Origin of the sequence: Luteimonas chenhongjianii (assembly GCF_002327105.1) — a bacterium.
GTDB lineage: Bacteria > Pseudomonadota > Gammaproteobacteria > Xanthomonadales > Xanthomonadaceae > Luteimonas > Luteimonas chenhongjianii.
This window is the reverse complement of the sequence record NZ_CP023406.1, coordinates 2,804,763-2,825,294: the sequence shown is the minus strand read 5'-3', so window position 1 is coordinate 2,825,294 and position 20,532 is coordinate 2,804,763. Positions and strand designations below refer to the sequence as shown.

Annotated in this window: 17 protein-coding genes, 2 tRNA genes and 1 pseudogene; 14 read left to right on the top strand and 6 right to left on the bottom strand. The window is 66.4% G+C overall.

All coding sequences use genetic code 11. The features are described 5' to 3' along the window. The first annotated feature begins 34 nt into the window (after positions 1 to 34). The 9 genes from thrS (at position 35) to CNR27_RS12750 (ending at position 8,006) form a co-directional block, all read left to right on the top strand. Entirely contained in the window at positions 35 to 1,942 is a 1,908-nt protein-coding gene (gene thrS / locus CNR27_RS12790; protein WP_096299334.1) for a threonine--tRNA ligase, read from the top strand. A 66-nt stretch (positions 1,943 to 2,008) separates the two neighbouring features. Then, positions 2,009 to 2,554 carry a translation initiation factor IF-3 gene (gene infC / locus CNR27_RS12785; RefSeq protein WP_096299332.1) on the top strand — a complete coding sequence of 182 codons (546 nt, stop codon included), beginning with the start codon at positions 2,009 to 2,011 and terminating at the stop codon, positions 2,552 to 2,554. 449 nt (positions 2,555 to 3,003) lie between these two features. Further along, positions 3,004 to 3,201, top strand: a complete 198-nt coding sequence (gene rpmI / locus CNR27_RS12780; RefSeq protein ID WP_055249161.1) for a 50S ribosomal protein L35 — start codon at positions 3,004 to 3,006, stop codon at positions 3,199 to 3,201. A gap of 13 nt (positions 3,202 to 3,214) precedes the next feature. After that, positions 3,215 to 3,574, top strand: coding sequence for a 50S ribosomal protein L20 (rplT, locus tag CNR27_RS12775; protein ID WP_096299330.1), 360 nt, complete (start codon positions 3,215 to 3,217; stop codon positions 3,572 to 3,574). Positions 3,575 to 3,736: 162 nt separating this feature from the next. Next, positions 3,737 to 4,732 (top strand): phenylalanine--tRNA ligase subunit alpha, encoded by a 996-nt coding sequence (gene pheS, locus CNR27_RS12770; protein ID WP_096299329.1) that lies wholly within the window; start codon positions 3,737 to 3,739, stop codon positions 4,730 to 4,732. 78 nt (positions 4,733 to 4,810) lie between these two features. Then, positions 4,811 to 7,186, top strand: coding sequence for a phenylalanine--tRNA ligase subunit beta (gene pheT / locus CNR27_RS12765; protein WP_096299328.1), 2,376 nt, complete (start codon positions 4,811 to 4,813; stop codon positions 7,184 to 7,186). A 21-nt stretch (positions 7,187 to 7,207) separates the two neighbouring features. Then, positions 7,208 to 7,522, top strand: coding sequence for an integration host factor subunit alpha (locus tag CNR27_RS12760; RefSeq protein ID WP_096299327.1), 315 nt, complete (start codon positions 7,208 to 7,210; stop codon positions 7,520 to 7,522). Beyond that, the gene (locus tag CNR27_RS12755; RefSeq protein ID WP_096209477.1) at positions 7,515 to 7,871 is read left to right on the top strand and encodes a MerR family transcriptional regulator; all 357 of its coding nucleotides are present in this window, start codon (positions 7,515 to 7,517) and stop codon (positions 7,869 to 7,871) included. Before CNR27_RS12760 ends, CNR27_RS12755 begins: the two co-directional genes overlap by 8 nt. A gap of 58 nt (positions 7,872 to 7,929) precedes the next feature. Continuing rightward, a tRNA-Pro gene (locus CNR27_RS12750) sits at positions 7,930 to 8,006 on the top strand. A gap of 58 nt (positions 8,007 to 8,064) precedes the next feature. On the opposite strand, the gene CNR27_RS15465 is transcribed toward CNR27_RS12750, so the two are convergent. Beyond that, complete coding sequence (locus tag CNR27_RS15465; RefSeq protein ID WP_096299326.1) at positions 8,065 to 8,229, bottom strand: hypothetical protein; 165 nt, start codon at positions 8,227 to 8,229, stop codon at positions 8,065 to 8,067. A 320-nt stretch (positions 8,230 to 8,549) separates the two neighbouring features. Between CNR27_RS15465 and CNR27_RS12740 the strand changes: the two genes are divergently transcribed. Next, complete coding sequence (locus CNR27_RS12740) at positions 8,550 to 9,524, top strand: TraB/GumN family protein (protein WP_245815628.1); 975 nt, start codon at positions 8,550 to 8,552, stop codon at positions 9,522 to 9,524. A 25-nt stretch (positions 9,525 to 9,549) separates the two neighbouring features. Here CNR27_RS12740 and dxs read toward each other — a convergent pair whose 3' ends face one another. The 5 genes from dxs to CNR27_RS12715 form a co-directional block, all read right to left on the bottom strand. After that, a complete protein-coding gene (dxs, locus tag CNR27_RS12735; protein WP_096299325.1) occupies positions 9,550 to 11,463 on the bottom strand; it encodes a 1-deoxy-D-xylulose-5-phosphate synthase in 1,914 nt (637 codons plus the stop codon). Positions 11,464 to 11,535: 72 nt separating this feature from the next. After that, positions 11,536 to 12,717 carry a hypothetical protein gene (locus CNR27_RS12730; RefSeq protein WP_096299324.1) on the bottom strand — a complete coding sequence of 394 codons (1,182 nt, stop codon included), beginning with the start codon at positions 12,715 to 12,717 and terminating at the stop codon, positions 11,536 to 11,538. 83 nt (positions 12,718 to 12,800) lie between these two features. Continuing rightward, on the bottom strand, positions 12,801 to 13,472 hold the full coding sequence (locus tag CNR27_RS12725) for an HNH endonuclease (RefSeq protein ID WP_096299323.1): 672 nt from the start codon (positions 13,470 to 13,472) through the stop codon (positions 12,801 to 12,803). Between the two features lie 90 nt (positions 13,473 to 13,562). Further along, on the bottom strand, positions 13,563 to 15,353 hold the full coding sequence (locus CNR27_RS12720; RefSeq protein ID WP_096299322.1) for an acyl-CoA dehydrogenase C-terminal domain-containing protein: 1,791 nt from the start codon (positions 15,351 to 15,353) through the stop codon (positions 13,563 to 13,565). Between the two features lie 55 nt (positions 15,354 to 15,408). Further along, the gene (locus CNR27_RS12715; RefSeq protein ID WP_096299321.1) at positions 15,409 to 15,882 is read right to left on the bottom strand and encodes an LEA/WHy family protein; all 474 of its coding nucleotides are present in this window, start codon (positions 15,880 to 15,882) and stop codon (positions 15,409 to 15,411) included. 154 nt (positions 15,883 to 16,036) lie between these two features. Here CNR27_RS12715 and CNR27_RS12710 point away from each other — a divergent pair. The 4 genes and pseudogenes from CNR27_RS12710 to cysC form a co-directional block, all read left to right on the top strand. After that, positions 16,037 to 16,112: transfer RNA gene (locus tag CNR27_RS12710), tRNA-Phe, on the top strand. A gap of 121 nt (positions 16,113 to 16,233) precedes the next feature. Beyond that, positions 16,234 to 17,502 (top strand): cation:proton antiporter, encoded by a 1,269-nt coding sequence (locus CNR27_RS12705; RefSeq protein WP_096299320.1) that lies wholly within the window; start codon positions 16,234 to 16,236, stop codon positions 17,500 to 17,502. A gap of 292 nt (positions 17,503 to 17,794) precedes the next feature. Next, positions 17,795 to 18,700, top strand: a complete 906-nt coding sequence (cysD, locus tag CNR27_RS12700) for a sulfate adenylyltransferase subunit CysD (protein WP_096300639.1) — start codon at positions 17,795 to 17,797, stop codon at positions 18,698 to 18,700. 23 nt (positions 18,701 to 18,723) lie between these two features. Next, positions 18,724 to 20,532: pseudogene (gene cysC, locus CNR27_RS12695) on the top strand (adenylyl-sulfate kinase); the annotation flags it as partial.

Genomic DNA, 20,532 nt, shown 5'->3' with positions numbered 1-20,532 from the left:
CCGGCCCTGCCGGCCACCACGCCAGACGCCTCCCATGATCACGATCACGCTCCCCGACGGCAGCCGCCGCGAGTTCGACCACCCGGTCTCCGTCATGGAGGTCGCCCAGTCCATCGGCCCTGGCCTGGCCAAGGCCACCGTCGCCGGCAAGGTCGACGGCCGCCAGGTCGACGCCTCCGATGTCATCGACCATGACGCCACGCTGCAGATCCTGACCCCGAAGGATCCCGAGGGCGTCGAGATCATCCGCCACTCCTGCGCGCACCTGGTCGGCCATGCGGTCAAGCAGCTCTACCCGGACGCGAAGATGGTCATCGGCCCGGTGATCGACGACGGCTTCTACTACGACATCTACAGCGAACGCCCGTTCACGCCCGACGACATGGCCGCGATCGAGAAGCGCATGGCCGAGCTGATCGACACCGAGTACGACGTCATCAAGAAGATGACGCCGCGCGCCGAGGTCATCGAGACGTTCAAGGCCCGCGGCGAGGACTACAAGCTGCGCCTGATCGAGGACATGCCGGCCGACATCACCGAGATGGGCCTCTACCACCACCAGGAATACGTCGACATGTGCCGTGGTCCGCACGTGCCCAACACGCGCTTCCTCAAGGCCTTCAAGCTCACGCGCATTTCCGGCGCGTACTGGCGCGGCGATTCCAAGAACGAACAGCTGCAGCGCATCTACGGCACCGCGTGGGCGGATTCCAAGCAGCTCAAGGCCTACATCCAGCGCATCGAGGAAGCCGAGAAACGCGACCACCGCCGCATCGGCAAGCAGCAGGAGCTGTTCCATCTGCAGGAAGAGGCCCCGGGCCTGGTGTTCTGGCATCCCAAGGGCTGGGCGCTGTGGCAGGTGGTCGAGCAGCACATGCGCGGCGTCTACCGCGAAAGCGGCTATGGCGAAGTGCGTTGCCCGCAGATCCTCGACGTGTCCCTGTGGCAGAAGTCCGGCCACTGGGACAATTACAAGGACAACATGTTCTTCACCGAATCGGAGAAGCGCACGTACGCGGTCAAGCCGATGAACTGCCCGGGCCACGTGCAGATCTTCAACCAGGGCCTGCACAGCTATCGCGATCTGCCGATCCGCTATGGCGAGTTCGGCAGCTGCCATCGCAACGAGCCTTCGGGCGCGCTGCACGGCATCCTGCGCGTGCGCGGTTTCACCCAGGACGACGGACACGTCTTCTGCACCGAGTCGCAGATCGAATCGGAAGTGACCGCGTTCCACCAGCAGGCGCTGGCGGTGTACACCCACTTCGGTTTCGACGAGATCCAGATCAAGATCGCGCTGCGCCCCGAATCGCGCCTCGGCGATGACGCGACCTGGGACAAGGCCGAGGCCGCGCTGCGCAATGCGCTGTCGGCCTGCGGCGTCGCGTGGGAAGAGCTGCCGGGCGAGGGCGCGTTCTACGGCCCGAAGATCGAATACCACCTGAAAGATGCCATCGGCCGCACCTGGCAGCTCGGCACGATGCAGGTCGACTTCATGATGCCCGGGCGCCTGGGCGCCGAGTACGTGGACGAGCACAGCCAGAAGCAGACCCCGGTGATGCTGCATCGCGCGATCGTCGGCTCGATGGAGCGCTTCATCGGCATCCTGATCGAGCATCATGCCGGCGCATTCCCGGCCTGGCTGGCCCCCGTTCAGGCCGTGGTGATGAACATCACGGACGCCCAGGCCGACTTCGTCGAAGAAGTGCGGAAATCCCTTGCAAATCAAGGGGTCCGGGTCGAGGCGGATTTGCGCAACGAAAAGATCGGCTATAAGATCCGCGAGCACACGCTGCAGCGGGTGCCCTATCTGATCGTGGTTGGAGACCGTGAAAAGGAGACCGGCACCATTGCCGTTCGGACGCGGTCCGGGGAAGATATGGGCTCGATGCCGATCGCAGAGTTCGTGGCGCGGTTGCGCGAGACGCCCGTTTCAACATGATTCCTTCACCGGCGCGGGTCCACCATGGTCCGCGCTGGTCGCCCCGCCGGTCGGCGAACCGGCGGTATGTTCCATTTTGGAGATTGCAGTATTAGCACCCCTGACAAGCAGAATCGGCGTAACCAGGACATCCGCGTACCGCGGGTGCGCGTCATTGGTTCCGACGGAGAAATGATCGGCGTCCTGACGCGCGACGAAGCGCTCAAGGCCGCCGAGGACGAAGGTCTGGACCTCGTCGAGATCCAGCCCAACGCGGATCCGCCGGTCTGCAAGATCATGGACTTCGGCAAGTTCAAGTTCGAAGCCCAGAAAAAGGCCAACGAGGCCAAGAAAAAGACCAAGCAGCAGGAGATCAAGGAACTCAAGTTCCGGCCGGTCACCGACGAGGGCGACTACCAGATCAAGCTGCGCAACATGCGCCGCTTCATCGAGGAAGGCGACAAGGTCAAGGTCAATATCCGCTTCCGTGGCCGCGAGATGAGCCACCAGGAGCTGGGCCGCGAGATGGCGTCGCGGATCGAGGCCGATCTGGGCGAGGACATCGTGATCGAATCGCGTCCGCGCCTTGAAGGTCGCCAGATGGTCATGATGATCGCCCCCAAGAAGAAGTAAGTGCGCGCCGCGCGCGGCGCTCAGTTCTGCCTCCCTCCGGGGGGGGGGGGGGGGGGGGGGGGAGGCGGTCCGCTTGCGCAGACTCTCTGCGGATGGGCCGTCTGAGCGCTCCGGCGTTGGCGGGATCCGAGCCGCGAGGTACGGCTGCAAGGTGAGGGGCGCCGCGAGGCGCCTCTTTCCGTTTCGGGCCTGAGCCGGGGGCGAGCGCTTCTGGCTCCGGGTCGCGCTCCGCGCGTGGCCTTCATCGGGCTTTTCGCCAGCCAGCGATTTGCAACCCCGTTCCCCGCGCGGCATAATGCCCGGCTCCCGGTCCGCCGGGGGATAGATTCATCCAGGACCCGCCTGGATTCCCTCGTGGGATCAAAGGCTTAAAACCGGCATGGGCAGGACGGAAAGCGTGGCGTCAGCCACCGCCCAGTCAGTACTCGTATCCCAAAAGGACTCTCGCAATGCCCAAGATCAAGACGCACCGGGGCGCCGCCAAGCGGTTCCGGAAGACGGCGTCCGGCAAGTACAAGGCCGGTCATGCAAACCGTAGCCACATCCTCACGAAGAAGGCCACCAAGCGGAAGCGCAATCTTCGTCAGACGAACCATATCCCGGCGTGCGACAGTGGTCGTCTCGACCGCATGCTGCCGTATCTCTGAGGAGGACTGAACCATGGCACGAGTCAAGCGTGGCGTTCAGGCGCGCCGTCGTCACAAGAAGGTCCTCGGCCGCGCGAAGGGTTATTACAACGCCCGTCGCAAGGTCTTCCGCGTCGCCAAGCAGGCCGTCATCAAGGCCGGCCAGTACGCATACATCGGTCGCAAGCTCAAGAAGCGTGATTTCCGTTCGCTGTGGATCACGCGTATCAACGCCGCGGCCCGCATGAACGGCATGAACTACAGCCGCTTCATGAACGGTCTGCTCAAGGCCGGTATCACCCTCGATCGCAAGATCCTGGCTGATATCGCGGTGAACGATGCCACCGCCTTTACCGCGCTCGCCGAGAAGGCAAAGGGCGCGCTGGCGGCCTGAGGCCGTCGTCTCCACCGTAAAGCGGTACTGCCGCCGGATCCGTCCGGCGGTCACGTGGGGAAGGGCGCAAGTCCTTCCCCATTGTTGTTTATGGCACCGGTGCCCTGCGCGTCAGCGCGGTCCCGGGCCATCGGATCACCACAGCGACGGGCCAGCAGTGCGATGAGCGAAATCGATTCCCTTTCGAACCAGGCGCTTGCCGATATCGAGGCTGCCTCCACGCCTGAGGCGCTGGAAGCCCTGCGCGTCGGGCTGCTCGGCAAGAGCGGCAGCATCACTGCCCAGCTCAAAGCGCTCGGTGCGCTGCCGGCCGACCAGCGCAAAGCGGCGGGCGAGGCGATCAACCGCGCGCGGGACGCGATCGCCGGGGCGCTGTCGACGCGCAAGGTCGCGCTCGACGATGCGGTGCTCGATGCCCAGCTCGCATCACAGACCGTCGATGTCACGCTGCCCGGGCGCGACGCTACGCGTGGCGGTGTGCATCCGATCAGCCGCACGCTCGAGCGCATCGCCGACATCTTCGGCCGCCTCGGCTACGAGCTCGCCGATGGTCCCGAGATCGAGGACGACTGGCACAACTTCGAAGCGTTGAACTTTCCCCCGCACCATCCCGCGCGGGCGATGCACGACACGTTCTACTTCGGCGACGGTCGCCTGCTGCGCACCCATACCTCCGGCGTGCAGGTGCGTTACATGGGCGAGCATGCGCCGCCGCTGCGGATGATCGCCGCCGGCAAGGTGTACCGCTCCGACAGCGACCAGACCCACTCGCCGATGTTCCACCAGGTCGAAGGGCTGCTGGTGGACGAGCACGCGACCTTTGCCGACCTCAAGGGGACGCTGAGCGAATTCGTCCGCGCGTTCTTCGAGCGCGACTTCGAGATGCGGTTCCGTCCGAGTTACTTCCCGTTCGTCGAACCCGGCGCCGAAGTCGACATCGCCTGGCAGCAGGCCGACGGCAGCACGCGCTGGCTGGAGGTGCTGGGCTGCGGCATGGTCCACCCGAACGTGCTGCGGGCTGTCGGTATCGATCCGGAACGCTACACCGGGTTCGCCTTCGGGCTGGGCGTGGAACGCTTCGCGATGCTGCGTTACGGCGTCGATGACCTGCGCGCGTTCTTTGACAACGACGTGCGGTTCCTGCGCCAGTTCGCGTAACGCGGCCGCTGCGCCTGCCGACAGACAACCCGAAGCATTCGCGCCCGCTCGCCGGGACGACGATTCCAAGAGATCGCCATGAAATTTTCCGAGAACTGGCTGCGCCAGCACGTCAAGACCGATGCGACCCGCGAACAGCTGGCGGCCACCCTGACGGCGATCGGCCTGGAGGTCGAAGACATCACGCCGCTGGGCGAGGCGCTGGATGGCGTCGTCGTTGCGCGCATCGTCTCGGCAGAGAAGCATCCCGAGGCCGATCGCCTGCAGGTCTGCCAGGTGGATGCGGGTGGACAGACGCTGCAGATCGTCTGTGGCGCGCCGAACGCGCGTGCGGGACTGATCGCGCCGCTGGCGACGATCGGGACCACCGTCGGTGCGCTGACGATCAAGGCCGCCAAGCTGCGGGGCGTCGAGTCCAACGGCATGCTGTGCTCGGCCAGGGAGCTGGGTATCGACGCCGATGCGGCCGGCCTGCTCGAACTGCCTGCGGATGCACCGGTCGGTGCGCCGCTCGCCCAGTACCTCGGTCTGCCTGACGCGACGCTGGAACTGAAACTCACCCCGAATCGCGCCGACTGTTTCAGCGTCCGCGGCATCGCGTTCGACGTGGCGGCTGCATTCGGCAGCGGCGTCGTCGAGCTGGACGCGGCGCCCGTTGTTGCCGAGTCGTCGGCGCGGCTCGCGGTCACGCTCGATGCGGGTGCCGATGCGCCGCGCTACCTCGGCCGCGTGATCGAGGGCGTCGATGCGACACGGCCGACCCCGGTGTGGATGGCCGAACGCCTGCGTCGCAGCGGCATCCGGCCGGTCAGCTTCCTCGTCGACGTGACCCAGTACGTGATGCTCGAACTCGGCCAGCCGATGCATGCCTTCGACCGTGATCTGCTCACCGGACCCGTCGGCGTGCGGCGTGCCCGCAAGGGCGAGACGCTTACGCTGCTCGACGGGCGCGAGGTGACGCTCGACGAACAGTTCCTTGCGGTCACCGACGCCGACCGGGTCGTGGCGCTGGCCGGCGTGATGGGCGGCCTGGATACGCGCGTGACCGACGGCACCCGCAGTGTCTTCCTCGAGTCCGCGCACTTCGCGCCCGACGCCATCATCGGTCGCAGCCGCAGGCTCGGCCTGCACACCGAGGCCGCGCACCGCTTCGAGCGGGGGGTCGATCCGGGCCTGCCGCGCACCGCGATCGAGTATGCGACCCGCCTGATTCTCGATGTCGCCGGCGGCAGGCCTGGCCCCGTGGTCGCCGCCGAGGTGGACGAGTACCTCGCCCGCCCGCGCACCATCGCCCTGCGCCGGGCGAGGATGGCGCGTGTGCTCGGCCTGCACATCGCCGATGCGGAGGTCGAGCGGATCCTGCGTGCGCTCGGTCTCGAGGTTGCTTCCGATGCCGAGGGCTGGCAGGTCACCGCGCCGACGCGCCGCTTCGATCTGGCGATCGAAGAAGACCTCATCGAAGAGGTCGTGCGCATCCACGGCTATGACCGCGTGCCGACCACGCTGCCCGGCGGCGCGACGCGGATCGCAGCGCCAAGCGAAACCCGGATCGCCGAAGCCGAGCTGCGCCGGCAGATGGTCGCGCGAGATTGCCTCGAGACGGTCAACTTCGCCTTCGTCGATGCCGCGCTGCTCGGCGCATGGCAGGTGGATGCGGGCAGCGTGCCGCTGGCCAATCCCCTCAGCACCGAACTGGGCGTGATGCGCACCGCGCTGCTGCCCGGGCTGGTCGCGAGCCTCGGCCGCAATCTGGCGCGCCAGCAGGATCGCGTGCGCCTGTTCGAGATCGGCAAGGTGTTCGCCCGAGCCGGGGCCGACAAGGCCGCGCCGGTCGAAACGCTTCGCGTGGCGGCGGCGGTGTCGGGCGATGCACGGGTGGAGCAGTGGGGCGATTCCTCGCGCCCGGTCGACTATTTCGACCTCAAGGGCGATCTGGAAGCGCTGGCCGCCCTTGCCGGCGCGCGTCTGACATTCCAGCGCTCGGACGCGCCGCACGGCCACCCGGGCCGTTCGGCCGATGTCTGCCGGGACGGCGTCCGGGTCGGCTGGGTCGGTGAGCTGCATCCACGGCTGCGCCGCGCGCTGGACCTCGACGTGCCGGTGGTCGCGTTCGAGCTGAATGCGAGCGCGCTCCAGGAGCGCCCGCTGCCCCGCGTCGCCGCGTTGTCGAAGTTCCCGTCGGTCCGCCGCGACCTGGCCATCGTGGCGCCCGAGGCGGTCGCCTGGGCGGCACTCGAGTCGACCGTACGCGCCGCCGCCGGTCCGTTGCTGGCGGAGGTCGTATTGTTCGATCGGTATGCCGGCCAAGGGGTCGAATCCGGCTTCAGGAGTCTCGCCATGGGCTTGATTTTGCAGGAACTTTCACGCACTCTGACCGACCGCGATGTCGATTCCGTCGTTGCGGATGTCGTGGCCGCACTCGCGCGAGAACACGGCGCGAAGATCCGGGGCTGAGGCCTCGCAGGGAGTTGCAGCGTGGCACTCACCAAGGCGGACATGGCCGAGAAGCTCTACGAGGAAGTAGGGCTGAACAAGCGTGAGGCGAAGGAATTCGTCGACGCGTTTTTCGACGTGCTTCGCGACGCGCTGCATCAGGGGCGGCAGGTGAAGCTGTCGGGTTTCGGCAACTTCGACCTGCGCCGCAAGAACGAGCGACCCGGTCGCAATCCCAAGACCGGTGAGGAGATCCCGATCTCCGCACGCACCGTGGTGACCTTCCGTCCGGGTCAGAAACTCAAGGAGCGTGTCGAGGCCTACACCGGCGCTACTGCAGGCGCGGACCATGCTTGATCCGGGCAGCAATCGAGAACTTCCACCGATCCCGGCGAAGCGGTATTTCACGATCGGGGAAGTCAGCGAGCTGTGCGATGTGAAGCCGCATGTGCTGCGCTACTGGGAAACGGAGTTCCCGAGTCTCGAGCCGGTCAAGCGTCGGGGCAACCGCCGTTACTACCAGCGCCACGACGTACTGATGGTCCGCCAGATCCGTGGGCTGCTCTACGAGCAGGGTTATACGATCGGCGGGGCACGGCTGCGGCTGGAAGGCGAGGGGGCCAAGCAGGAGTCCGCGCTGAGCAACCAGATCGTGCGTCAGGTGCGAATGGAGCTCGAGGACGTTCTGCAGTTGCTCAAGCGCTGAAAATGCCTGCATATATGGATGCGCAGACGCATCCGTTGCCGGTATAATTCACAGATTCCGGGGTATAGCGCAGCCTGGTAGCGCACTTGTCTGGGGGACAAGTGGTCGTCGGTTCAAATCCGGCTACCCCGACCAAAACGTGTCAACGAACGGCCCGCGCGCAAGCGCGGGCCGTTTCGTTTGCGGGGTGTGCTCAGGAGGCATCCAGGAGGGCGCGCCCCTTCGCCGTCAGATCGATGTCACCGTCCTCCGCCAGCACGGCATAGCCGGCATTGACGGCCCAGTCGGTCTCCGATGCGGTGATCGGGGTGGTGGTGTCGATGTCGCGCAGGATGCGCCGCTGGTCGTGGTCGGTCATGTGCTTGCTCTCAGGAACTGGAAGGGCGGAACCCTAACGGGGCTGGCGTCGGGAGCGCGTCTGCATGAATTTACTAAGGTGGCCTGGGGGCGACGCTGAACGCCAGGCAGCGCCTCCTCGAAGGCTGCGCACATCCGACGCCGGGCCTTCGTATGCTCGGCCTTCATTTTGTTGAACGGAGCTGACTTATGGACAAGCGGTTCGCTGGCGCGATGCTGGCAGCGGTTGTAGCGGTAGCGTCTTCGCCGCTATTCGCACAGGGCACGGAGGCAGGCTTGCCGGCCCGCGCTGGGATGCCGCCGCCCTCTGATGTACGCGACATGGAAACGGTCGTCGTCACCGGCGCCCAGCCGGGACCCGGGCTATGGCGGGTGCGGCGCGAGGACGGCCACACCCTCTACATTCTCGGCACCCAGTCGCCATTGCCTGCCGACATCACCTGGCGTGCAGAGGAAGTGCGAGAGGTGCTCGCCGAAGCCGGTGCCGCGCTGGGGCCGCCAGGTGTCAAGGTGGGCGCGGACATCGGTTTCTTTCGGGGGCTGACGCTCGCGCCATCGGCGTTCCGCGCGATGCGCAATCCGGACGGCGCGAAACTCGAGAGCCTGCTGCCGCCCGATCTGTACGTGCGCTGGGCGGCACTGAAGCAGCGTTACATCGGTCGCGATCGCGGCATCGAGCGCAAGCGGCCCATCATCGCGGTCTATCAGCTGTATCGGGCGGCCCTGGAGCGGAACGGCCTGCGCGAGGGCGGCATCATTGGCCCGGTGATCGCCGAGGCGTTGAAGGCGCGCGCCATGGAAGTCGCGCCTACGGTTCTCGACCTGAAGATCGACGATCCAGGTGCCGCACTCTCCGCGTTCCGGCGCGAGACCCTGAGGCCCGAGGACCTCGACTGCGTGCGCGCCACGCTCGACATCATCGAGAACAATCTGCCACGCATCGCGGCCCGCGCCAACGCCTGGGCGGTCGGCGATCTGGAGACATTGCGCTCCATGCCTGACGCCCGTGCCCAGGTCAGCGCCTGTCTGTCCGCCTGGACATCGAGCGAGACCGCGCGCGGACTGGGCATGGCGGACATCGAGGCGAAGGTGTCCGCGGCGTGGTTGTCGACGGTCGAAGCCGCGATGACCGAACACCCGGTGGTCTTCGCGAGCGTGCCGCTGAATTCTCTGCTGAGTGCCGACGGGCAGCTCTCGGCGTTGCGGGCGCGTGGCTATACGGTGATTGCACCGGATGAAGTCGACCCCGCCGAGAGTGCCCCCGGCGACACGGCTGGCGGGGGCCTGAAGCCCTGATCCCAGGGCCGTATGCGCCGCCGGATCAGCCGGCGGCGGCCTGCAGGGTGTTGCTGCCGCTGCGCAGGTCCGGCCAGCGCCGCAAAACCGCCTCGCGGATGCCGTCGACGTCGAGCCCGGCTTCGGAGAGCAGGTCCTCGCGAGAGGCATGGTGCTGGAAGGCGTCGGGCAAGCCGAGATGCAGCATCGGTATCGTGACGCCTTCCGCGCTGAGCAGCTCCGCGACCCCGGAGCCGGCGCCACCGGCGACGACGTTGTCCTCCAGTGTCACGAAGCCGTCGTGGGTCGCGGCGAGCTCGAGCAGCAGGGCACGGTCGAGCGGGCGCACGAAGCGCATGTTGACGACCGTCAGGTCGAGCGCCTCGCCGACCTGCTCGGCGGCGGGCACGATCGCACCGAACGCCAGCAGGGCGATGCGCCTGCCGCGACGGCGCCGCTCTGCCTTGCCGATGGGCATGGTTTCGAGCTTCGTCTCGATCGCGACGCCGGGGCCGGTGCCGCGCGGGTAACGAACGGCCGCCGGGCCTTCGTGGCGGAAGCCGGTTGTCAGCATCGCGCGACACTCGTTCTCGTCCGCCGGCGCCATGAGGACCATGTTCGGCACACAGCGCAGGAAGCTCAGGTCGAGATTGCCTGCATGCGTGGCGCCATCCGGACCGACCACGCCGCCGCGGTCGATGGCAAACAGAACGTCGAGCTTCTGCACCGCGACATCGTGGATGAGCTGGTCGTAGGCGCGCTGCAGGAACGTCGAGTAGATCGCGACGACCGGCTTGGCGCCTTCGCAGGCCATGCCCGCAGCCAGGGTCACCGCGTGTTGTTCGGCGATTGCGGTGTCGAAGTAGCGCGCGGGGTATTCCTTGCTGAAACGCACCAGGCCCGAGCCTTCACGCATCGCCGGCGTGATGCCGAGAAGCAATGGATCCGCCGCTGCCATGTCGCAGATCCAGCTGCCGAACACGTCGGTATAGGTCGGCTTCTTGGCGCCCCCGTCCTTGGCGACGACCCCCAGGCTCGGATCGAATGGCGAGACCGCGTGGTAGCCGATCTGGTCGCCCTCGGCGAGCTCGTAGCCCTTGCCCTTGGTCGTGATGACATGGAGCAGCTGGGGACCCTTGAGGCCCTTGAGGGTCTTGAGCGTGTCGGTCAGCGCCTTGACGTCATGGCCGTCGATGGGACCGGTGTAGTGGAAGCCCATCTCCTCGAACAGCGTGGAGGGCACGAACATGCCCTTCCAGTGTTCTTCCCAGCGCCGGACGAACTTGGCCGTCGGGTTGTTCTTGTCGCCGAGCAGCTTCTTGCCCCCTTCGCGAAGCGCGTTGAGGGTGCGGCTGCCGGTGGCGCGGCCGAGGATCTTGGTCAGCCCGCCGACCGCTTCGCTGATCGACATGCGATTGTCGTTGAGGACCACCAGGATGTCGGGCTCGGGCTCCATGCCGCCGGCGTGGTTGAGGGCTTCGTACACCATGCCCGCGGTCATTGCCCCATCGCCGATCACCGCGACCACGCGCCGATCGTCGCCGCTGCGCGCATTGGCGATCGCCATGCCCAGGGCGGCGGAGATCGACGTCGAGGAATGGCCCACGCCGAACGTGTCGTACTCGGACTCCTCGCGCTTCGGAAACGGCGCGATGCCATCCTTCTGCTTGACCGTGTGGATGCGGTCGCGACGGCCGGTCAGGATCTTGTGCGGATAGGTCTGATGCCCGACGTCCCAGACGATGCGATCGTGGGGGGTGTCGTAGAGGTAGTGCAGGACCGTGGTCAGTTCGATCACGCCGAGGCCGGCGCCGAAATGGCCACCGCTCTTGCCGACGGATTCGATGAGGTAGGCGCGCAGCTCGTCGGCGATCGCGGGGAGCTCGGCTTCGTCGAACTGGCGCAGGTCGGACGGCCCGTCGATGCGCGCAAGGCGCGGATAGCGCGTGGAGTCGATCATGGGCCCATTGTACGCCGCGGGCCCCTGCCTGGCGTCACGCAGCGCGACCGCGCTGCCTGATGTCGGCGGCGGTCAGCGGCGGCGCAGCCGCGAGAAAAAGCCGCCACTCCGCTCCGGCGTCTCTACAGGCTCGGGCGTCTCGATGAACGGCTCGGCATAGCCGGTGACCAGATTCGCGTTCACGAACCGGATCACCTCTTCAGCCGGCACACCGCTGGCCGCAATGATCTCGTCGAGCGTTGCAGGGCCCTTCATCATCGCGGTCGCGATCCTGAAGTGGCGGGGATACTCGCGTTCGGTCTGCGGCCATTTGCTGAGCTGGTAGCGCGCCTCCGGGTCGTAGCTAGGCACGAGGGTGGTGCCGTCTCCTTCCAGCAGGCCGCCGAGCCACAGCAGCCGGGACAGTGGCTGTGGTGGGCCGGCGACGAGCGCGTTGGCCGACCAGGTGGCCGCGTCAACTGCCTCGAACACATCTCCAGTGACCGCGCCGTTGAAGTACTGGGTCAGGGGCTTGAGCGTGGCGGGGCCGTGGTAGTGCTGCGCATCGAAGTCGAGCCACAGCGTCGGGCCGGTGTCGCTGCGGAAACGCCGGCGTCCGCGCAGCGCGCCGGTCGCGATCCAGCTCACGAAGGGCAATGCGCGACCGGTCTCCGGCTCCGCCTCCGGAAGGGGAGCGGCGGCGGGCGCTTCGGGCGAGGCGGGCATGGGCGCCGCAGCGGACGCTTCGAGCGAGGCGGGCATCGGCGGCGCGATGTCCAGCGGCCGCGGAGCCTCGTCCGGGAATACCGGAATGTCGCCCGCTTCGAGCGGGGACGGATCGCCGCTTGCGCGGGCGACGGCCGGCGCGGCTTCCGGGGCAGGTGTCGTGGTCGCCTCACTGGCATCGTCGGTCGCGACTGCCGGGGACTCGCCAGCAGGCGCGGTCGCCGGCGCATCCACCTCGACCTCCTGCGCTGCCGCGACCTCGCGCAGCAGCGTCGCCATGGCGTTGTCGTCGAAGGGGCGCCCGAGCCGGAAATGGGTCTGCACGCGCGGCGCCGAGGTCAGACCGATGATCTGCTTGCCCGACGCGTGCAGGCGCAGCCAGCTCATCGGGCCGTACATGCTGTCCATGTCGACGATCACGTGCGCGGCCTCGGATTCCGCGGTCAGGACGAAGCGTCCGCCCAGTTGCGCGTTGGCGCCCGAAAATGCCGCGCGCAGTGCGGTCTCGGTCGCGTTGTCCATTCCGCTCAGCGCGATGGTCAGTGTCATGCAGGAGGTACCGGCGACGCGGCGCGATGCGCGCCAAGGCCGGAGTTTAGCCATTGCCGCAGGCGATGTGCGCGCCTACCTGCTCAAACCGCATGCTCCTGGCGTCGGCGTTGCGGCAGATGGGTGGTCAGGAAAGCCATCTGGTCGGCAAGAATGTTGCGGTTGCTCAGGATCAGATGTTCGATCCAGCTCGGCCGGAACGGCACTGCCAGCAGTGGCATCGATGCCTCCTGGGGCGTACGCGCGCCCTTGCGCGAGTTGCACTGGAAGCATGCCGAGACCACGTTCTCCCAGATGTCGAGCCCGCCACGCGAGAGCGGTGAGACGTGATCGCGCGTGAGCGTCTGCCGGCCAGCGCGACGGCCGCAGTACAGGCACAGCTGGTGGTCGCGGGCAAACAAGGCCGTGTTGGTCAGCGCGGGCGTGGGATCGACCGCGCCGGGTCGTACGTGGCTGCGGCCTGCGATGATCGGATGCAGATCCATGCGGCTTCGGGCGCCGGTCGCCCGGCAGACGCCACCGCGGACGGTGATGCAGGGGTCGCCGATCGTCCAGGCCACCGCGCCTCGCGCGTACAGGCATGCTGCGTCCTGCCAGCTGATCCAGTTCAGCGCCCGGCCGTATGCGTCGAGCGCAAGCAGACGCACCGCGTCGCGGCGTGGTGCGAGTACAGAAACCTTGGAGGAAGCTCCGGACTCCAGCCCCGTTGCGGCGCCGGTGGGGATCGAGCGTGCGATCGCGCGGTCTGCCTCCATCGCGATCGAGCATATACCCGATCAATGACGGTTTGTGCAATGGTCCAAGCGCCCCGCGGCCGCACGCAGCGACCGCGAGGCCGTTCGGGGTCAGCTGTCCAGCGCGTCGTCGGGGATCGACAGCAGCGACGCGGGCCCGCTCGCGATCGCTGCCGCATGGCCCAGCGTGCGCGGCAGGATGCGGGTGAAGTAGAAGCGTGCGGTTTCGCGCTTGCCGGCCTTGAAGGTCTCGGGGCGCGCGGAGGCCTCGGCCACCGCGACGCTGCGTGCCCACCAGTAGGCGAGGGCGACATAGCCCGAGAAGAACAGGTAATCGTGCGCGGCTGCGCCGATCTCCTCCGGATCCGCTGCCGCGCGCTCGGCGATGCTTCGGGTCAGCTGTTGCCACTCGGCCGCCTTGGCGCGCAGTGGCACGACGAATTCGGCCAGCGCGACGTCTTCGGCATGCGTCGTGCAGAAGGTCTCGATCATGCCGAGGAAGACCCGCAGACCCGCCCCCTGCAACTGCATCGTCTTGCGGCCCATCAGGTCCAGCGCCTGGATGCCGGTCGTTCCTTCGTAGAGGGTGGTGATCCGGGCATCGCGTGCCAGTTGTTCCATTCCGTGCTCGGCGATGTAGCCGTGGCCGCCGTAGCACTGCAGTGCGTGATAGGTACATTCGTTGCCCCATTCGGTCAGGCAACCCTTGACGATCGGCGTCAGGAAGCCGAGCAGGTCGTCGGCCTGCTTGCGCGCCAGCGGATCCTGGGCATGCGCGGCGCTGTCGACCAGCGAGCCGGCGTGGTAGGCGAGCAGGCGCCCGCCCTCGGTCAGCGCCTTGCAGGTCAGCAGCATGCGTCGGACATCGGGCTGGACAAGGATCGGATCGGCCGGTTTTGAGGGCAGCTTCGCGCCCGAAAGCGCGCGCGACTGCAGGCGCTCGCGTGCATAACGCAGTGCGTTCTCATAGGCCCGCGTCGCCAGTCCGAGGCCTTGGATCCCCACGCCCAGCCGCGCGGTGTTCATCATCGTAAACATCGCCATCAGGCCCTTGTGGGGGTGTCCGATCAGGTAACCCTGCGCACCGTCGAAGTTCATGACGCAGGTGGCCGAGCCGTGGATCCCCATCTTGTGTTCCACCGCGCCGCAGCGCACCGCGTTTCGCGTGCCGACACTGCCGTCGCGACCCACCTGCATCTTGGGCACGATGAACAACGAGATTCCACGGCTGCCTTCGGGCGCATCGGGCAGGCGCGCGAGTACGAGGTGGATGATGTTGTCGGTGAGGTCGTGCTCGCCAGCGGTGATGAATATCTTGGTGCCCGTGATCGCGTAGCTGCCATCGGCCTGGGGTTCGGCGCGGGTCTTCAGCAGGCCGAGGTCGGTCCCGCATTGCGGTTCCGTCAGGCACATCGTGCCGGTCCAGGTGCCGGCGATCAGTGGCTTGAGGAAGACGTCCTTCTGCCAGTCCTCGCCATGGTGGTGCAGCGCATTGACCGCGCCGTGTGACAACAGGGGGAAGTTGCTCCATGCGAGGTTGGCTGCGTCGATCATCTCCTCCAGGCAGATGCCGATGCCGTGCGGCAACCCCATGCCGCCGAATTCCACGGGAGCGCTGATGCCGGTCCAGCCGCCCTCGACGAACTGGTCATAGGCATCCTTGAAGCCCGTGGGCGTCGTGACCGCGCCGGTCGCCTTGTCGAAGCTGACGCCGACTTCGTCGCCGATCCGGTTCAGTGGCGCCAGTACCGTCTCGCAGAGCCGCGCGCATTCGTCGAGCACCGCATCGAGGGTTTCCCGACCGGCGTCCTCGAAACCGAGTGAGGCGAACAGGGGTTCGACCTGCAGGACATCGTGCAGCGCGAAACGGATATCGGTAAGCGGGGCGTGATAGGTACTCATGGCGTCGGTGTGGCTCGTATTCGTGGAAGGGGTGCGCGTGGCGTGCGGGTGCTGCTCAGCGCATTACGCCGGGAAGGCCGGGCACGGGGCTGAGCGCACTTTCGTGGCGGACCTTGTAGTCCCTGGCGCTGCCTCGATCGTCGGGCGCCGCGCGTAGCGTGCCTTCGATGCGGTAGGTCAGGCGACGGCCGGCGGCAAGCGCATCCGCGGCCTGCAGGCGGCCTTGCGCAGACGGCTGCAGGGCGACCTCGACGATGTCGGCCGATTCCGGGCCGACCGTCAGTGCCGGAGCGATTTCGAGAACACCTGCGGATTCGCCGCCTACCGACAGCTCCAGGCGTACCGATTCGAAGCGCATCGGGATGCTGCTGTAGTTCTGCAGCCGCAGTTCGAGCGCCCATGCACCATCGGCGCCCACGCTGAGCTGCTGGATGCTGGCGGCCGGCTCCGAGACGCGGCGTGGACCGGTCGCGCAGGCGGTGAGCACCGCGGCCATCAGCAGGATCGTCAGCAGTTTCCACGGTTTCATGCGCGGCGCTCCGGTGTGGTGGAAGGGTCGATGTTAACGCGTCGCCAGCCCGGGACTTCTGCTTGTGACCGACCGCTCAATCGGTCGCCGACCCGGATTTTGTGAAAAACGGTTGCCGTTCGCGGGCGCGCCTCGTATGATGCGCCTCCGCAGTGGCCGGGTAGCTCAGTTGGTAGAGCAGGGGATTGAAAATCCCCGTGTCGGGGGTTCGATTCCCTCCCCGGCCACCATTGCGAGAACGTCGAAGGCCCGCGCAAGCGGGCCTTTCGCGTTCGTGGCGCCGGACTGTTTACCTGCGCCCGCCGCCGGCGCATCATCGCCGGCGCGCCGCTCCGGCGATGGAATCCTCCGATGCCCACTGCCCAGCTCTCGGTGTTCTTCTTTCTGCAGGCCGCGGTGATCCTGCTGGTCTGCCGGCTTGTCGGCCGGCTCGCCCAGCGCTTGGGGCAACCGCAGGTCGTCGGCGAAATGATCGCCGGCGTGACCCTGGGACCCTCGCTGCTCGGCTGGCTGTTTCCCGGCGTGCAGGCCGCACTGTTCCCCGCGCAGACGCTCGACACGCTGTACGTGTTCGCGCAGTTCGGCGTGGGCCTGTACATGTTCCTGGTCGGAACCGAATTCCGCAGCGATCATTTCCGTTCCCGCTTCCGGGGCGCGTTTTCGGTGTCGGTGGCGGGCATCGCGGTGCCGTTCGCGCTCGCGTTCCTGATCACGCCGTGGCTGCAGGATGTGCCGGGTCTGTTTTCCGCCACGGTCAGGCAATCCGATGCGGCCTTGTTCCTCGGCGCGGCAATCGCGATCACCGCCTTCCCGATGCTTGCCCGGATCATCCACGAGCGCGGCCTGGCCGGTAGTCCGCTCGGCACGCTCGCCCTGACTGCCGGCGCAGTGGACGACGCGGCCGCCTGGTGCATCCTCGCCGTGGTGCTGGCGAGTTTTGGCGGGAGCTGGGACAGCGCCTGGGTGGCGATCGGGGGCGGCATTGCCTATGCGGTGTTCATGCTGCTGGTCGGGCGACGCCTGCTGCGTCGCCTTGCAGGCGCGGTCCGCCCGGACGCCCCCCTGAGCGCAACGATGCTCGCCGTCATGCTGATCCTGTTCTGCCTGAGCGCGTGGATGATGGACGCGATCGGCATCCACGCGGTGTTCGGTGGGTTCCTGCTTGGCGCGTGCATGCCCAAGGGCGCCTTGGTCGATCGCGTGCGCGAGACCTTGCAGCCCTTCGTGGTGGTGTTCTTCCTGCCGATGTTCTTCACCTTTTCCGGCCTGAAGACCGACCTGGGTCTGGTGATGGCGCCGCAGCTGCTGCTGGCCGCAGCCGTAATCCTCGTCGCTTCCTTTGCGGGCAAGGGCCTGGCGTGCTGGGCGGCAGCGCGGCTTGCGGGCGAGAGCCCGCGAGATGCCCAGGCAATCGGTGCGCTGATGAACGCACGTGGGTTGATGGAGTTGATCCTCATCAACATCGGCCTGCAGGCCGGCGTCATCGAGCAGGGGCTGTTCTCGATTCTGGTGCTGATGGCGATCGTCACCACGCTGATGGCGACGCCGCTGTTCAACTGGATCATGCGCCGCCGCGCAAGCGACGCGCGCCCTGTCCGGCCCGTCGACGCCTCCGGCTGAAAGCCTCCGAGCAAGTCGACGGGTCGGCAGTCGTCTCCGGCAGCCGGCGGGAGGTGGGCCCACTGATAGGGCGACACGCCGTGCGTCGTCCCTGAGCAACTACTGTGCCCATAGCCAGCCTCTCGCCGGGCAGAGGGCGAAAAAGCACTCGCGATATCCGAAGAGGTCTGTTGACTGCGTCCGTCTGCTTCAGCCGAAGATGCCGTGTTTCGTGTTTCGTGTTGGCGCGGCGTTGCCCCTCCCCTTGTCGATCAACGACAATTGGCTGCCCGTCCGGGGTGTCGGAGATGTCATGCAGACCGTTGAAAATGATCTTGCGGAGCTGGAGGCGGAGAGCATCCACATACTGCGCGAAGTCGCAATGGAAAGCCGTCGCCCGGTGATGTTGTACTCGATCGGGAAAGACAGTTCGGTACTGCTGCATCTGCTGCTGAAAGCATTCGCGCCGGCAGTTCCGGCGATTCCGCTGTTGCACATCGATACGCTCTGGAAATTTCGCGAGATGATTGCATTCCGCGACCAGCGTGCTGTCGAAACCGGTCTGGAGCTTCGCGTACATACGAATCCGGACGGCATTCGCGATGGTGTCGGGCCGCTGACTCATGGAGCGGCACTGCATACCGAAATCATGAAGACGTTGGCGCTCAAGCAGGCGCTGGAGGCCGGCCGTTACGACGCGGCGATTGGCGGGGCGAGGCGTGACGAAGAAAAGTCGCGAGCCAAGGAACGTGTTTTCTCGTTTCGGGATTCCGAGCAGCGCTGGGACCCGCGTCGGCAGCGCCCCGAGCTCTGGAATCTCTATAACGCAAAGGTCCGAGAGGACGAAAGCGTGAGGGTGTTCCCACTATCGAATTGGACCGAGCGGGACGTCTGGCGCTATATCCGACAGGAAAATATTCCGGTGGTCCCATTGTATTTCTCCGCCCCCAGGCCAGTGGTGGAGCGGGGCGGTATGTTGCTTGTGGTAGATGATGCGCGTTTCGTGCTGCAGCCAGGGGAGGAGGTCCGGGAGCGTCGGGTGCGTTTCAGAACGCTCGGGTGCTACCCCTTGACGGGCGCCGTGGAGTCGTCGGCGGAGAATGTCGATCAGATCCTTATGGAAATGGAAAGCGGGCGGCTCTCGGAACGCGCGGGCCGCGCGATCGATCATGTGGATGGTGCCGGTATGGAAGAGAAAAAGCGTGCTGGGTATTTCTGATGGTCGGTAAAACTTTGCGGATTGTCGCCTGTGGAAGCGTCGACGACGGCAAGAGCACCCTGATAGGCCGTTTGCTCTACGCGGCGGAGAATGTGCCGGATGACGAGTTGGCTGCGCTGCAGGCGGCGAGCGCAAAACACGGCACGCGCGGGTCGCAGCCTGACTACGCACTTCTACTGGATGGCCTGGCGGCCGAACGGGAGCAGGGCATCACGATCGATGTTGCGTGGAGACACCTGCGCACATCCCGCCGGCGGTTTCTCATTGCGGATTGTCCCGGGCATGTGGAATACACCCCCAATATGGCGACCGGGGCATCGACCGCGGACGCCATGATCCTGCTGGTCGATGCGGCGAAGGGACTTTCGCTGCAGACCCTTCGCCACACGGCGATCGCCTCGATTCTCGGAGTGCGGAATATCGTGTTGGCGGTGAACAAGATGGATCGGGTTGATTTCCGGCAGGATCTCTTCAGCGGGATCGTTGAGAAGTACCGGGTCCACTGTGAAGCTCTCGGCCTTGAGAATGTAACGGCGATTCCAGTGGCGGCAGCCGATGGCGACAATGTTTCGGAGTCGTCGGCTCGACTTGCCTGGTATGACGGCCCGACGGTCCTTCAAACAATCGAAGACCTGCCCGAGCCGTCACGTGCTGACGAAGTCGATTGCCTCCCGATCCAGCTCCTCAGCCGGGGCCCGGACGGAGCGCGATGGTATGCCGGGACTTGGCAAGGAAAGGAAGTAACGCGTGGTCAACGTCTCTCCGTCGCGCCTGGGGGGCGCGATGTCTCGATCGCCGGGATTCTGGATGCCGGATCAGAGGTGGAGAGCGCCAAATCAGGCAGTGCGATCAGCGTCCGGTTTGACGAGGAGATCGACGCGGGCCGGGGGGATGTGCTCGTCGCGGACAACGCGCAGGTGGAGTTCAGTGATCAACTGGAAGCCGATGTACTGTGGTTCGCCGATGCTCCGCTCGTAGCCGGCAGGCGATACCTGTTCCGCAGTGCGGGCAGGACCGGCGGCGCAAGGATAGGGGAGCTGAAATCTCGCTTCGATCCCGTCACCCTGCAACCGCTCGCGGAGAAGCGCCTGGAGGCCAATGGTATCGGTCGCGTCACGCTTGCCCTGGATACGCCTTTCGCGTTCTCCGCTTACTCGAAAAGCCGGGTCCTCGGTGCGTTCATTCTTGTAGATCCAGTGTCCTTCGCGACCTTGGGTGCCGGAATGATCCGGCACGGCCTGCGTCGCGCAGACAACTTGCATTGGCAGGTGCTTGATGTCGATCGGGCCGCCCGCGCTCGAATGAAGGGGCAGCGTCCTCGATGCATCTGGTTCACCGGCTTGTCGGGCGCCGGTAAATCGACCGTGGCAAACCGGGTCGAGCGCGCCCTGCATGCTCGAGGCCTTCATACCTATCTGCTTGACGGCGACAACGTGCGGCATGGGCTCAACCGCGACCTCGGCTTCACGGAGGCTGATCGAGTGGAGAACCTTCGGCGTGTCGCCGAAGTCGCGCGGATGATGACCGACGCCGGCCTGATCGTCCTCGTCAGCTTCATCTCGCCCTATCGCGCGGAGCGCGCGGCGGCGCGAAGCCTGTTCGATCCGGGCGACTTCGTGGAAGTGTTCGTGGATGCGCCGCTCGCCGAGGCCGAGCGCCGTGATCCGAAGGGTCTTTACGCCAAGGCGCGTCGCGGTGAGCTTCCGAACTTCACCGGGGTGGATGCGCCTTATGAAGCGCCGGATACACCTGACATCAGGCTGGACGCGATGCTGCACGATCCTGATGTACTCGCAGAGCAGGTCCTCGACTACCTCGCTGCCTCTCACTGA

Bases quoted from the DNA above. Each gene is read 5' to 3' on its own strand.
- thrS (WP_096299334.1), top strand. From the start codon at position 35: ATGATCACGATCACGCTCCCCGACGGCAGCCGCCGCGAGTTCGACCAC.
- infC (WP_096299332.1), top strand. From the start codon at position 2,009: ATGTTCCATTTTGGAGATTGCAGTATTAGCACCCCTGACAAGCAGAAT.
- rpmI (WP_055249161.1), top strand. From the start codon at position 3,004: ATGCCCAAGATCAAGACGCACCGGGGCGCCGCCAAGCGGTTCCGGAAG.
- rplT (WP_096299330.1), top strand. From the start codon at position 3,215: ATGGCACGAGTCAAGCGTGGCGTTCAGGCGCGCCGTCGTCACAAGAAG.
- pheS (WP_096299329.1), top strand. From the start codon at position 3,737: ATGAGCGAAATCGATTCCCTTTCGAACCAGGCGCTTGCCGATATCGAG.
- pheT (WP_096299328.1), top strand. From the start codon at position 4,811: ATGAAATTTTCCGAGAACTGGCTGCGCCAGCACGTCAAGACCGATGCG.
- CNR27_RS12755 (WP_096209477.1), top strand. From the start codon at position 7,515: ATGCTTGATCCGGGCAGCAATCGAGAACTTCCACCGATCCCGGCGAAG.
- CNR27_RS15465 (WP_096299326.1), bottom strand. From the start codon at position 8,229: ATGACCGACCACGACCAGCGGCGCATCCTGCGCGACATCGACACCACC.
- CNR27_RS12740 (WP_245815628.1), top strand. From the start codon at position 8,550: ATGGAAACGGTCGTCGTCACCGGCGCCCAGCCGGGACCCGGGCTATGG.
- dxs (WP_096299325.1), bottom strand. From the start codon at position 11,463: ATGATCGACTCCACGCGCTATCCGCGCCTTGCGCGCATCGACGGGCCG.
- CNR27_RS12730 (WP_096299324.1), bottom strand. From the start codon at position 12,717: ATGACACTGACCATCGCGCTGAGCGGAATGGACAACGCGACCGAGACC.
- CNR27_RS12725 (WP_096299323.1), bottom strand. From the start codon at position 13,472: ATGGAGGCAGACCGCGCGATCGCACGCTCGATCCCCACCGGCGCCGCA.
- CNR27_RS12720 (WP_096299322.1), bottom strand. From the start codon at position 15,353: ATGAGTACCTATCACGCCCCGCTTACCGATATCCGTTTCGCGCTGCAC.
- CNR27_RS12715 (WP_096299321.1), bottom strand. From the start codon at position 15,882: ATGAAACCGTGGAAACTGCTGACGATCCTGCTGATGGCCGCGGTGCTC.
- CNR27_RS12705 (WP_096299320.1), top strand. From the start codon at position 16,234: ATGCCCACTGCCCAGCTCTCGGTGTTCTTCTTTCTGCAGGCCGCGGTG.
- cysD (WP_096300639.1), top strand. From the start codon at position 17,795: ATGCAGACCGTTGAAAATGATCTTGCGGAGCTGGAGGCGGAGAGCATC.